Origin of the sequence: Iodobacter ciconiae (assembly GCF_003952345.1) — a bacterium.
Classification (GTDB): Bacteria; Pseudomonadota; Gammaproteobacteria; order Burkholderiales; family Chitinibacteraceae; genus Iodobacter; species Iodobacter ciconiae.
This window is the reverse complement of the sequence record NZ_CP034433.1, coordinates 2071275-2083646: the sequence shown is the minus strand read 5'-3', so window position 1 is coordinate 2083646 and position 12372 is coordinate 2071275. Positions and strand designations below refer to the sequence as shown.

Here is a 12372-nt window from a genome sequence, read left to right as displayed (position 1 = left end):
GCAATACAAGTCGAATCAGAGCTGCTAACATCTATTGCATGATGATGCGGTGAAGAGACGAAAAAATGAAAATTAGAGTGGTGTTTAATCAGAAAGGCGGTGTAGGTAAATCAACAATTACTGTTAATTTAGCTGCAGCAGCTGCTAAGGCAGGTTGCCGTGTGCTGGTTGTTGATCTCGATCCACAGGGGAATTCAAGCCATTATCTATTGGGCTCTGGGCTTGATTTGGCTAAACCGGGTTTATTTGAGTTTTTTGATCAAGTGCTTAACTTCAGCATGTATGCCAAAGCGCCTCGGGAATTTGTTCACCCTACGCCTTTTGAGCTGCTGTCAATTATGCCCTCGGATCCTTTGATTGCAGAATTAGAATCAAAATTAGAATCAAGGCATAAAATTTATAAGTTACGCGAAGTACTTCATGAATTAACGGATGATTTTGATGAAGTTTGGCTGGATACACCTCCTGCATTAAACTTTTTTACACTTTCAGCATTGATTGCTGCTCAGGGATGTTTAATTCCATTTGATTGTGATGAGTTTTCCCGCCATGCCTTATTGGGCCTGATCGATCGGGTGGCTGAAATACGCAATGATCACAATGCTGATTTAGTAGTAGAAGGCATTATTGTGAACCAGTATCAGGCCCGCGCCAGCTTACCTGCACGTATGGTGGCAGAGCTGCAGGCGCAGGGCCTACCTGTGCTGGATGTTTTTCTGGGGGCTTCAGTTAAGGTGAGAGAATCTCATGAACGGGCGATACCCCTCTTATTACTTGATCCTGGCCATAAATTATCCCAGCAGTTTAGTGCGTTATACGCGCTGCTTCGCTGACGTTAGGCAGGCAAACGAGCGTAATGCGGGCTCCTGATTGTTTTTGTTTCTCTAATATAAGGATAAGTAAGATAAAGATATGATTAGCTGTGATTAAGTCCAGGTTTTACTTGTGTTACAGCAAGCATGCCAATGGGCTAGTTAGAAAGTTTGAGTAAAAACTTTATATACCGATAAGAAAGGAGACGTCATGCAAGAGCGGGCTAGGGTACTTATTGTCGATGATGAGCCCTTTAATCTGGAAATATTGTCCGAGCACTTATCTGACGCAGGTTACGAAGTGGTAATCGCCGAAGATGGCGAAGTTGCTTGGCAGATTTTGTCGCAGGACCGGGCTTTTAGCACGGTCCTGCTTGATCGCATGATGCCTCGTATGGACGGAATGTCGCTGCTTGCACGCCTGCGGCAGCAAGCAGAATTTGAGCACCTGCCCGTAATTATGCAAACTGCAGTAGGTGCTGCGGAGAATGTGCGTGAAGGCCTGGCTGCCGGTGCCTATTACTATCTGATTAAGCCATTTCAGCGCGATATGTTGCTGGCTATTGTGGCTGCAGCGGTTAATTTTCATCGGGAAAAAAGTCAGCTTGATGCGCAACTGGCCGCTCAGGCCAACTCCTATCATCTGTTGATGAAAGGGGAGTTTCATTTTCAAACGTTGGAAGAAGCCCGTCATCTTACTTTACTTTTATCTAACGCCTGTCCGGAGCCACAGCGCGTTGCACTGGGTCTGTCAGAATTGTTGGTGAATGCTGTAGAACATGGTAATTTAGCAATCAGTTACGCTGAAAAAACAAAGTTACTACAGCATGGTTGCTGGCAAGATGAAGTAGAAACTCGCTTAACTTTGCCTGAATATGAAAGTCGGAAAGTGAAAGTTGCTTTTTATCGGGAAGGTGCAGATATTATTTTCACTATCACAGATGAAGGCAAGGGGTTTGAGTGGCAACCGTTTTTAGAAATGTCGCCAGAGCGTGCTTTTGATCCGCATGGGCGGGGTATTTCTATGGCGAGGATGTTGTCGTTTCAATCGGTGGAATACAAAGGCTGTGGCAACCAGGTCATTGCGCGGGTGCGGTCAGTTATTATGGAGTAAGGATTTATCATCTAAAAAAATAAACTTGATAAAACTACTTTGTTTTGCTACTTAGCCCTCTAGTGCAGCACAAGTACCTGTGTTTGATCAGATTGCCTAAGTAGAAGTCGCTTATTTGCTTTAACCAGGAAATTTTCTGAGCATGGCTTGCAGCTGCAGGGCGGCTTGCTATACATCGTCAGAGGGTTAATGGCGAGCTTGCCCCTTAGGCGGTTATTCCAGTACCTCCACAGTCATTCCTTCGCTAATTATCCCGCTTTTCTCGACATTAATATTTTGGCCAAATAAAACACCTGCTGCAGTTTTACGGTATTGGGCCAAAGTGCGTAATGGTTCTTGATCATGTGATTTTTCACCGGTTTTAGGGTTTACCGTAGTAAAAGCACAGCGTTCACAGGGCTTTACAAAGTTAAAGATTGCTTCACCAATGCGGATTTTTTTCCAGCTATCTTCTACAAAAGCGCTGCCACCATCCACAATTAAATTAGGGCGAAAGCGTTGCATTGATAAGCTACGGCCAACACGCTCGCTAATATCCCCGAGAGACGCTTCACTGATTAGCAGTAAAGGATGACCATCCACAAAGGCAATGGGCACATTTGTGGTGCTGCGGCGGTTAAGCTCAAAGCCTGACCAAAGCAGGATGACTTGCTCCTCCAAATAGGCAGATAGCCACGCATCTGCATCGCTTGCACCATGATGGGCGGTGAAGTCGTTTTTCCATACGCTTGCAGGATGAGGCTGGCTAAATAGCGAAGTGGCAATAAATAGGGCAGGCATGCCGGGGGCATTCAAGGTTAATCCATCATGATCTGGTGTTGCAGATAGCAATACCAGTTTGGGAAACTCCCGGCCTGTGACGAGTCGTCCATTGGGCCGGGCTATCATCCAGGTGCGGTCAAAAGGCATACCACTACTAAGCAGCTCTGTTTGCTGCAAGCGTTGCCCCTGGCCGGATTTAATGGGGTAGCGATAAAGCCCCGTGAGCTGGGTTGGCATAGCGTAAGCCCTAGGAAATTACTTACGTTAACTGAATACAAGTTAATAAACAAATTATGTTTATCTTATCGGGGGGCCTGGGAAAGGGGCTTTATGCGGGGAGAGAGATAAGAGGCAATATCAGTTACCACTTTCGCATCCGTAGACCAGTAGTGCGGACTGTTTTGCCGCCAGCTGCTCAGCTTGATTTCTTGGCCTACGTCAAAAATTAGTGCGCCTGATTGATCTGTCCGTAAGTTTTGCGCCTGGGCCGCAGCGTAGCGCGCGATGATTTCTGGCTTGGGGTGGCCGAACCGGTTTAAATAACCTACTGAAAAAATGGCATATTGCGGCATAGTTTGCTCAACAAATTGCAGAGATGATGAGGTTTTGCTGCCATGGTGGGGTACCAGCAGAATATCGATTTTCCCTAAGCCCTGCTCGATCAGGCGGGCTTCTTCATGAACGCCAATATCAGCAGGGATGAGTAGTTTGTGCAGGCCATTATCGACCAGTAACACGCAGCCTTTTGCGTTATCAGTGTTGCCCCTAAATTGTGGATCGGGCCAAATCAAACTAAAGCGGACCTGATCCCAAAGCCAGGTTTTGCCCGTCTGGCAGGCTTGCCTGGGAAATTTGTCTGTGGGGTGCTGCTCCCAGAGCAGGTGTTTATCTGGCAGGCTATGCCAAATTATGTTTGTTGGTATATTGCTTAGTAGCGGTACGGCTGCGCCAATATGATCCTGATCGTTATGAGACAAAATCAGCCCGTCCAGCTGGTGAATCTGGCTGCTCCGCAGGGCGGGTAACAGAACGCGGTCTCCATTGGGAAGCTGGCCAGTATCAAACAGGAGTCGGTGGTTTGTGGTTTGCACAAGGACAGCCAGCCCCTGGCCTACATCCAGGACCGTAACGCGATACTGGCCCTGCAAAACAGAATTGGGACTGCTTATAAACAGAGGCAGGCAGCAGATGATGCCTAAATACCTTGCTGGCATGCCTCGGGGCAGAAGTAAAAGCATCACCCCAAAGGCCGCAGGCAGCAGTGTGAGTGTATTGGGCATATTGAAAGTAAGGCCTGGCAGCGTTGCACACCATTTCAACAGATAATCTGTTGCTGCAAATAAACGCTCTGCCCCGTAAAGTAAATAGCCGCTGGGGTCAAGCAAGCCAGCCAGGGCAAGTGGGGTAACGAAGATACTTACAATTGGTATTGCAAAGGCATTGGCTAGTGGGGAAACCAGCGGTAATTGGCCAAATATCACTAATAAAATCGGGGCAGAGGCTAAAGTTGCAGTGGTCTGTGCGCTGATCCATGTTTTCCATTTAGTTTCCATTCCAAGCTGATTGCTTCCGGCCCAGAGTAAAGCGCCCACTGTGAGATAGGAAAGCCAAAAGCCAATGGATAAAACGGCAAAAGGATCGATGATTACGGTGACTAATAGTGCGGTGGCCCAGATTGCACTGAGGGCACTGGGCTGGGTCCGCCATAAGCAGGCCGCAGTAATCGCTAGCATGAAGAGAGTGCGCTGTGTTGGCACAGCCATACCCGCCAGGAGGCAATAGCAAAAAGCAGTGATGACACCTGCAATCAAAGCAGCTCGTTGCGCAGCAAAGCGGGCAGCCAGATAGGGAAGGCGTCGCCAGATCCAGCTGCAGATTGCCGCAGCAATAGCTGCCAGCAAAGTAATATGAAGGCCGGAAATACTGATTAAGTGTGTAATACCTGTCGCCGCAAAGCGTTGCCATTGCTCTTGCAAAATTGCGCCTTGATCACCTACGGTCAGCGCAATCATCACCCCCCGATAAGGTGCATCGGGCAGGGCGTGCAGAATATGTGTTCGTAAATGAGCACGAATCCGATGTAGCCAAGCCCCTTGCCCTGGGAGGAGAGTGCCCGATTTTACTGTTCCTGTTGCACCTATGCCCTGCTGTAAAAACCAGCTTTCCAGATCAAAACTGCCGGGGTTACTCTGGCCGTGAACCTGTTTTAATTTTACTAAAAAATGCCAGCGCTCACCTGCATTAACCCGATCGGGTAAGCCATACCATTGCAATTGAATTTTGCGGGGTAGACGTTGCCGGGGTGCTGGGTCAGGGATAAACAAAAAGCGTGTACCGAAGCGTGTGCTTTGGGGTAAGTCGGTAATCAAGCCCTTGATTTCAATGACTTGCTGCTCCAGCTCAGGATTTAACCGATCAGCCATGCGGCTATGGGCATGCCAGCTGGCCCAGGAGAAACCGATGGTTAAAGCGATGAATACAGAAAGTATTTTTCTGAAATACCAATGGCTTAGTACAAAAAAACATATGGGCAGGCAAAGAGCAGGCCAAAGTGGTGGTAAAGCTGGCTGGCTTTGCAATAAGCACACACCGCATACAAAACCAGCAATTAAAAATAGGTAGGAAGTCAGCATAAATCAGCTTAGCACCTGATCCTGATCTTTTTTGTTAGTAGCTTACAAAAGTTACAGGTAGTTTTATAAGCAATTGCAAGTTTGGTTTGGCAATAAATAAGGTGATGGCATAGTCTGGTTGGGTAGGCGGCTTTGAGGTGCCGCCAGATATTTAAAGGAGTGTTGGGATGTATCAATTGCATATCGGGAGTAAAAACTATTCGTCATGGTCATTACGTCCCTGGATATTACTGAAACATTTTAATATTGAATTTTTAGAAAAAAATGCACCACTGGATGAGGAACAAGCTTATCGGGAATATATTGAAAATGGCCTGCTTCCTTGTCTTTATGATGAAGGCTTTAATGTCTGGGATAGCTTGGCAATTGCAGAATACTTAGCCGAAAAGTACCCTCAAATGTGGCCTGAAAATATCAAAGCCAGAGCACGCGCGCGTTGTATTTCGGCAGAAATGCATTCGGGTTTTTCAAATTTGCGCTGCACAATGCCGATGAATATCAAGTTGCGTGCTCAAGGGGGGGATTTGGCCTTTAGCGTTAAACAGGATATAGAGCGAATTTGTAGTATCTGGCGAGAAGCTCGCCAGTTTGCGGTAACAGGCCCCTATTTATTTGGGGCCTTTTCGATTGCTGATGCTATGTATGCGCCTGTGGTTTGGCGTTTGCACTGTTATAACGTACCACTGCCTGATGATGCAGCTATTTACCGTGATGTGATGCTAGCTCATCCTGCCATGCAGGAATGGGAGCAGGGGGCATTCACAGAGAAACTGGTTCTGTCGCAGGAAGATATGCTGCTTGAAGCATTTGGTGGGCGAAGGTAGTTTGGTAGCTTAAGTGCTTATAGAGGCTTTCTCGGGTTTCCAAAGCGTAAAGCAGCCTGATAAACTCTTGCTATGGAAAATTTTGACGCAGATGTCATCATCGTCGGTGGCGGTTTAGTTGGCAGTGCCTTGGCTTTGGCTCTGAAAGAAACAAATCTTTCGGTTTTGCTGATTGAAGGTCGCCGCCCTGTTTTTGAATGGCAGCAAGATTCCTGGGACCAGCGAATTTACGCTATTAGCCGTGCCAGTGGAAAAATGTTAAAGCGTATCGGTGCCTGGCAGCGTATGGATGCGGATCGTTTGCAGGCCACATCTGCCATGGAAATTTTTGGTGATGCTCATGGCACTGCTCTGCAATTTAACGCACTGGAAGCGGGTGTCGATGAACTGGCATTTATGCTGGAAAATCGTGAGCTGCAAAAAGCACTGTGGTGTGGTTTGCAAGAGGAAAAGCAGATTCGTATTCTGTCTCCTGCCAGCCCCGTCAGGCTGGTTACAGATCAAACAGGCGCAACGCTGACGCTTGCAGATGGCCAGACGCTCCGCGCCCGCTTGGTAGTTGGTGCTGATGGGGCAAACTCGTGGGTGCGCAGCCAGCTTGCGATCGAGCCACAGGTTATGCCCTATCAGCAGTTTGGTGTGGTCGCTAATTTTGAGATTGAAAAACCTCATTTAGGAGTGGCACATCAATGGTTTATGAGCGATGGTATTCTGGCCTGGCTGCCCCTGGCAGGTCATCGCATGTCAATGGTTTGGTCTTGCAATGACAAGGAACGTGCTGAGCTTATGGCTCTTTCACCAGAAAAACTGTGCGAATATGTTGTGGCAGCAGGTGGTGCCCGCTTAGGTGCATTGCAACTGATTACTGCTCCTGCCGCGTTTCCCTTGCGGTTGAACCATTTACCTGAAACGGTCAGAGATAAAGTGGTGCTGATCGGTGATGCTGCACATACTGTTCATCCTTTGGCCGGGCAGGGTGTCAATTTAGGTTTCGGGGATGTGATCGAGCTGGCGGCATTATTAACCAATACACCGGTTAAGCAAATCGGCGACTATTTGCTGTTACGTCGCTATGAGCGTAGTAGACGCGAAGCGGTGTATACCATGCAAGGCGTGTGTCATGGTCTGCAAAAGTTATTTAATAATTCAAACCCCCTGTTAAAAAACTTGAGAAATCTCGGTTTGGGGGCCACTAACCAATTACCATGGCTTAAAAGACAATTAATTCGCCATGCCATGGATGCTTGAGGTTGTTATGATTATGAAATCTATTTCCCGTGTTTTGATTGCAGCGGGCTTTATCGCGCTGACTGCTTGTTCTGCTTCTGCTGATAATTCAACTAATCAGCTTAAACAGAAGCTGGCCAAACAATTGCCGGATCGCGAAATTACTTCGATCAGTACCACGCCTATGAAGGGGATTTATGAAGTGGTCATCGGTAAACGTCAGATTGTTTATACCGATATTAAAGGTGAATATATTTTAGCCGGTGATATGATTGATCTGGCTAAAAAATCGAGTTTAACTGAGCAGCGTACTGCAGAATTACAAAAAACTGATTTCAGCAAACTACCGTTAGACCAGGCTATTAAAGATGTGCGTGGTGATGGTTCACGTGTTCTGGTTGTGTTTTCTGATCCGGATTGCCCTTATTGCAAACGCTTGGAGCGTGAAAGTTTAAACGGTATTAATAATGTCACCATTTATACTTTCCTGATGCCTCTAAGTATCCATCCCGATGCTGAGCGTAAGTCAAAAGTAATCTGGTGTGCTGCAGATAAGCACGCTGCCTGGAGCAATTTCATGCTTAAAGATCAGATGGCAGAAGGTGCCGGAACATGTGAAAATCCGATTGAAAAAAATATGAAACTGGCTGAAAGCCTGGGCATTAGCGGTACACCGGCTCTGATTTTTAAATCCGGTCAAATTGTGTCTGGTGCAATTCCTAAAGAGCAGATTGAGCAATTGCTTGCTGCTAAGTAATTAATCTGTATGAAAAAAGCCAGGCGATAAAAGCCTGGCTTTTTTTGTTTCTATATATTTATTTTTTTGGAATTATTTTTCTAACCGGTCTGAAATAGTCTGTATTTGAATAAAAGGCTTCATTTTGTTCTGGCCACCAGAGAGGAATTCCCAAATAAGGAAGTGGGGGGAGCTGGCGGGGTTTTTGCAATTGTTCGCTATCCAAAAAACAGGCAAGTTTATGATCAAGCAGCGCGCACTGCTCTATGATATTTTTTTCAAAAAAATCTGCTGTTACTTTAATGGGCAAGCATTTGCCTGTTAATCCCAAAAAGGGGGCTAATAAGTTTTCGTAATTTGCATGACCAAAGCAAATAGCACTTATTTTTACCCCCCAGTCATTTTTATGGGCCTGAAACAGGTTTTGCCATTGATGATCTACCAATAGCTGTAAAAGTGCATCATCGCAATAGGGCAGAATCAGTCCGCATTCATCGAATAATGTAGCTGCATCCCGCACTGGGCCGCGTGGGTGATCAGGGGTGTAGTGCCGCATATGTAAGGCGGTAATAGCCGCTTTACTGTGGGGAAAAGCACACCATACCAGCGCATTAAAGCAATCGTGCCAGTTGTTTGGGCGGGTGGCAACACGGCCTTTTCGGGCGATTTCTACTTCGTAATAATCACTGAGCGTTTCGGGCGCAACAAAGCGGATTGGCAAGCCTTGCTGATTATGGATTGAGCAGGCTTTTTCCCAATCAAGATGGCTGGGGAAGCGCTCAAATTGTCTGATCTGGCTAAGTAGGGGGGCGTAAGGTGCTTGCCGGGAAAAATAATCAAGTGGCCACATTGAAGTCATTATGTGCAATAGCAAAAAAATTGTTGGGCATTAAAACACAGACTCTCCGTGGCTGTGATCTTTTTTTGCAAAATACATTTGCTGCATGGCTTGCCGTAAATGCTTTTTAGTGCTGCTTACCACTTTTTGCAGGTTTTGCGCATCAGCTTGCCGTAATGTTATGTACAACTTCAATATTTCCAAGCCAGGCCCTTGGTGACAGCCAGATTTCAATTAAACCTATGCTTAAATTTAATTAGGCCTATGCTGGTATTTTAATCAGAACTGTAACGGGGAAGCCATAATGCAGCCACAACGATGGGGCTCCTTCATGGGGAGAGGGCTGGTTTTATGTTTGTTGCCCGGTTCCGTTTGGGCCATGGCAGGGATGGAAGAAGCGATTGCGGATGTAATGGTTTGGGTTGTGCTGCTTGTTATGCCCGTTGTGGCGCTGTATTTATTCTGGAAAGTCCACGTATTGCCCGAAGTTTTTGCCGAAAAATATAATCATCCTCAAAAGCACGCGATTCAGGTGCTCTGCCTGTTATCTCTTGCTGTTGGCGGTCTGCTTTGGCCGCTTGCCTGGCTATGGGCATTTACAAAACCAACCGCATACAAGCGGGCTTATGGTACAGATAAACATGATGATTTTTTCAGAAAACCCGATGGCGAACACAGTAATAAACCGATAGATCTGGCGATAGTGGATGATGAATTATTACTGTTAAAAGAAAAAATGGAAGGCCTAAGCCAGCAACGGGAATTAATTCTGGCTAAACGAGCCTCTGTCATCCTTCCGGCTACAGAGGAGGGTACCCGTGCTTGAAATTATCATTGGCGGCTATGCTTTTTTAGTTTGGTTATTTTGTATCAAACTTAAAATTATCCCCTGGAATATTAAAACTCAGGTAGGGGCAGTAACCGGTGCGATTGCCCTGGCTGCAACTATCATTTTTACAATTAATGTAGTGACTCCCTCATCAAGTGATGTGCGTGTGATTAATTATGTGGTTGAGGTTATTCCCCGCGTGCAGGGTATCGTTACCCGGGTGGCCATTGAGGGTAATCAGCTGATCAAAAAAGGAGATGTGCTGCTGGAAATTGACAACACGCCTTATCGGCTTAAAGTAAAGGAAATCGAAGCCAAACTGGCTGATGTTACGGCAAGCTCAAAAACCTTATGGCAAGATCTGGATAGTGCCAGGAGTAATATAATTGCAATGCAGGCGCATCTTGATTTGATGAATAAGCGGCTGATTGAGTCGCGTGAATTAGCTAAAAATGGGGCAGGCCCGCAGTTTGATGTTGAAAACTTTGTCGCCGAAGTGAAAAAAGCCGAGTCTGCTGTGGCGAGTGCCAAAATGGGCAAGGCCAAAATTCAGACTAGGCTGGAAGGCGTAGTTGGGCCTGATCTGGCCAGTGTGGCACAAATTAAGGCCCAGCTTGAAGCTGCTCTCTACGATCTGGAGTCAACTGTAGTGCGTGCACCGGCAGATGGTTATGCGGTGAATGTGTCAGTACGCCCCGGTAATTATCTGGTGAGTATGCCATTTAAGCCGGCACTTAGTTTTGTTGAGCATGAGCAGCGCGTTATGGCGTTTTTGGAGCAAAACGAGCTGCGATATATCAAGCCGGGTGATAGGGCTGAAATCGCTTTTAAAAGCCTGCCTGGGGATCTTGTGCATGCAAGGGTAGATTCTATTGTCTGGGCTAATGGCCAGGGGCAGCTTGTTCAGGCCGGGGTTGTTCCCAATACGCCAGCTGAGCATATACCAGCTCCTCTGGCACAAAAATATGCGGTAAAACTGACGATTGAGCACCGTGAGGGGGATGAGGCGCTGTTTATCCCGATGGGCGCACGTGGTGGCGCTGCGATTTACACCGATAAACTCGCTGCGCTGCATTTGCTGCGAATGGTGATGATTCGTGCGCAATCAAAGGTGAATTATCTTGTGCTGAAATTGCATTAAGGAATGCACCCGATGAGAAAAAAAATAGCCCGATTGAGCACCGGCATGATGTCAATGCTGATACTGGCATCCTGTACGATCCTGCCGGCTCCGGATCACGCCGTCCTCATGCAGGCGGCTTTATCACAGGTGAGGTTCCCGGCTAACTGGACGTATGCTCGAAGTGCCGGAGAGTTTGATGCCGCTACACTTGGTTTTGCGTTACCGCCTGAAGTACTGCTGCTGATTCATGAAGCGCAGGCTCATAACCCTGATTTGCACCTAGCCGCTTTACGTGTGGAGCAGTCCCACAGCGCAGTTAAAGCAGCAGGTGCAGCGCTGTATCCGACACTGGGGCTGGGCGGACAGACGGGAGATGCTGCAATTCCTACTTCGTCCCTGGCAATGAATGGCCTGGCAGTGGTTTCAAACTGGGAAGTTGATATTTGGGGTAAAGCACGCAGTAGTCAGGCGGCCAGTCGTGAGTTGTCACTGGCTGCTGAACTGGATGCGCTTTACGCGCGTCAGTCTATTGCTGCCACGGTGGTCAGAGGCTGGCTGGTTGCCATTGAAGCACAGCAGCAGATTAAGCAGGTGCAAGTGATGGCGGGGCTGGCTGAAAAACAACTGGCTCTGATTCAGAACTCCAGAAAAATAGGACGTAATACAAAGCAAGATGTGGTGATGAACCAGATTGTGCTGAAAAATTATCGCCTGCAGTTGCTGCAAAGTGAGCAAGCTTTCAACTCGGCACGGCGTGCACTGGAAATTTTGCTTGGCCGTTACCCGGCAGCAGAAGTGGCTGTTGCACACGCTTTACCTCGTGAGCTTCAGCCGATTCCAGCTGGATTGCCCTCGGCTCTGGCGGAGCGGCGGCCTGATTTGCGCGCTGCCGAAAATCGATTTCGTGCGGCTTTTTATCAAGTTGAAGTGGCTAAAAAAGCCAGACTTCCTTCTATTAGTTTAATGGCTGGTTTGGGGGTCGTGGATAACAGTCTGCTGATTTTACAAAAGGATCTGAGTAACCCTCTCTGGGGTGTTAATGGTCGCCTGCTTGCCCCGGTTTTTATGGGGGGGGTACTTGATGCACAGGTTGAAGTAAAAACAGCACAGCAGCAGGAAAGTGCGGTGGGTTATGCTAAGGCTGTACTTAATGCACTGGCCGAAATTGAAGGCGGACTTTATGCCGAGCTGAAGCTGGCAGAGTGCAGTACGCTCATAAATACACTTATTGCGGATCAGCAGCAGCTAATTGATTTGCAGCATGTGCTTATTAAAGTTGGCAAAGGTGATCAGTATCAGTTGCAGCAGCAGCAACTTAATCTGGCTGCTAGCCAGATGTCACTGTTTCGCTTGCAAAGTGAACGCTTGATTCAGCGTGTTAATCTTCATCTTGCCTTGGGGGGTATTTACCCTTTGTAAGTGCTTATTATCAGCGCATCATCTGGGGCCATGGCAACGGGGTGCTCAGAAGATA

General features: G+C 47.2%; 11 protein-coding genes. 8 read left to right on the top strand and 3 right to left on the bottom strand.

Features of this window, described 5'->3' with window-relative positions:
• Positions 1-65: 65 nt before the first annotated feature.
• Together EJO50_RS09150 and EJO50_RS09145 are read left to right on the top strand one after the other, a co-directional pair.
• Entirely contained in the window at positions 66-833 is a 768-nt protein-coding gene (locus EJO50_RS09150) for a ParA family protein (protein ID WP_125973526.1), read from the top strand.
• 190 nt (positions 834-1023) lie between these two features.
• Positions 1024-1926 (top strand): response regulator, encoded by a 903-nt coding sequence (locus EJO50_RS09145; protein ID WP_125973524.1) that lies wholly within the window; start codon positions 1024-1026, stop codon positions 1924-1926.
• A gap of 213 nt (positions 1927-2139) precedes the next feature.
• On the opposite strand, the gene EJO50_RS09140 is transcribed toward EJO50_RS09145, so the two are convergent.
• Positions 2140-2925 (bottom strand): MOSC domain-containing protein, encoded by a 786-nt coding sequence (locus EJO50_RS09140; RefSeq protein WP_125973522.1) that lies wholly within the window; start codon positions 2923-2925, stop codon positions 2140-2142.
• A 65-nt stretch (positions 2926-2990) separates the two neighbouring features.
• Positions 2991-5321, bottom strand: a complete 2331-nt coding sequence (locus EJO50_RS09135) for a DNA internalization-related competence protein ComEC/Rec2 (protein ID WP_125973520.1) — start codon at positions 5319-5321, stop codon at positions 2991-2993.
• A 167-nt stretch (positions 5322-5488) separates the two neighbouring features.
• On the opposite strand from EJO50_RS09135, the gene EJO50_RS09130 reads away from it, so the two are divergent.
• The 3 genes from EJO50_RS09130 to EJO50_RS09120 all read left to right on the top strand — a co-directional run bounded on the left by EJO50_RS09130 (position 5489) and on the right by EJO50_RS09120 (position 8129).
• The gene (locus EJO50_RS09130; protein ID WP_125973518.1) at positions 5489-6145 is read left to right on the top strand and encodes a glutathione S-transferase; all 657 of its coding nucleotides are present in this window, start codon (positions 5489-5491) and stop codon (positions 6143-6145) included.
• 72 nt (positions 6146-6217) lie between these two features.
• The gene (locus EJO50_RS09125) at positions 6218-7393 is read left to right on the top strand and encodes a UbiH/UbiF family hydroxylase (RefSeq protein ID WP_125973516.1); all 1176 of its coding nucleotides are present in this window, start codon (positions 6218-6220) and stop codon (positions 7391-7393) included.
• Positions 7394-7400: 7 nt separating this feature from the next.
• Positions 7401-8129 (top strand): DsbC family protein, encoded by a 729-nt coding sequence (locus tag EJO50_RS09120; protein WP_125973514.1) that lies wholly within the window; start codon positions 7401-7403, stop codon positions 8127-8129.
• Between the two features lie 58 nt (positions 8130-8187).
• Here EJO50_RS09120 and EJO50_RS09115 read toward each other — a convergent pair whose 3' ends face one another.
• Positions 8188-8967 (bottom strand): DUF3025 domain-containing protein, encoded by a 780-nt coding sequence (locus EJO50_RS09115; protein ID WP_125973512.1) that lies wholly within the window; start codon positions 8965-8967, stop codon positions 8188-8190.
• Between the two features lie 334 nt (positions 8968-9301).
• Between EJO50_RS09115 and EJO50_RS09110 the strand changes: the two genes are divergently transcribed.
• From EJO50_RS09110 to EJO50_RS09100, 3 genes are read left to right on the top strand one after another with little or no spacing between them, the layout of a single operon-like run.
• Complete coding sequence (locus tag EJO50_RS09110; RefSeq protein WP_206434353.1) at positions 9302-9772, top strand: DUF3302 domain-containing protein; 471 nt, start codon at positions 9302-9304, stop codon at positions 9770-9772.
• Positions 9765-10916 (top strand): HlyD family secretion protein, encoded by a 1152-nt coding sequence (locus EJO50_RS09105; RefSeq protein WP_164521467.1) that lies wholly within the window; start codon positions 9765-9767, stop codon positions 10914-10916. The genes EJO50_RS09110 and EJO50_RS09105 overlap by 8 nt, the downstream gene beginning before the upstream one ends.
• A gap of 12 nt (positions 10917-10928) precedes the next feature.
• A complete protein-coding gene (locus EJO50_RS09100; RefSeq protein WP_164521466.1) occupies positions 10929-12317 on the top strand; it encodes a TolC family protein in 1389 nt (462 codons plus the stop codon).
• Positions 12318-12372 lie beyond the last annotated feature (55 nt).

Coding starts and splice junctions, on each gene's coding strand:
- EJO50_RS09150 (WP_125973526.1), top strand. CDS start 66: ATGAAAATTAGAGTGGTGTTTAATCAGAAAGGCGGTGTAGGTAAATCA.
- EJO50_RS09145 (WP_125973524.1), top strand. CDS start 1,024: ATGCAAGAGCGGGCTAGGGTACTTATTGTCGATGATGAGCCCTTTAAT.
- EJO50_RS09140 (WP_125973522.1), bottom strand. CDS start 2,925: ATGCCAACCCAGCTCACGGGGCTTTATCGCTACCCCATTAAATCCGGC.
- EJO50_RS09135 (WP_125973520.1), bottom strand. CDS start 5,321: ATGCTGACTTCCTACCTATTTTTAATTGCTGGTTTTGTATGCGGTGTG.
- EJO50_RS09130 (WP_125973518.1), top strand. CDS start 5,489: ATGTATCAATTGCATATCGGGAGTAAAAACTATTCGTCATGGTCATTA.
- EJO50_RS09125 (WP_125973516.1), top strand. CDS start 6,218: ATGGAAAATTTTGACGCAGATGTCATCATCGTCGGTGGCGGTTTAGTT.
- EJO50_RS09120 (WP_125973514.1), top strand. CDS start 7,401: ATGATTATGAAATCTATTTCCCGTGTTTTGATTGCAGCGGGCTTTATC.
- EJO50_RS09115 (WP_125973512.1), bottom strand. CDS start 8,967: ATGACTTCAATGTGGCCACTTGATTATTTTTCCCGGCAAGCACCTTAC.
- EJO50_RS09100 (WP_164521466.1), top strand. CDS start 10,929: ATGAGAAAAAAAATAGCCCGATTGAGCACCGGCATGATGTCAATGCTG.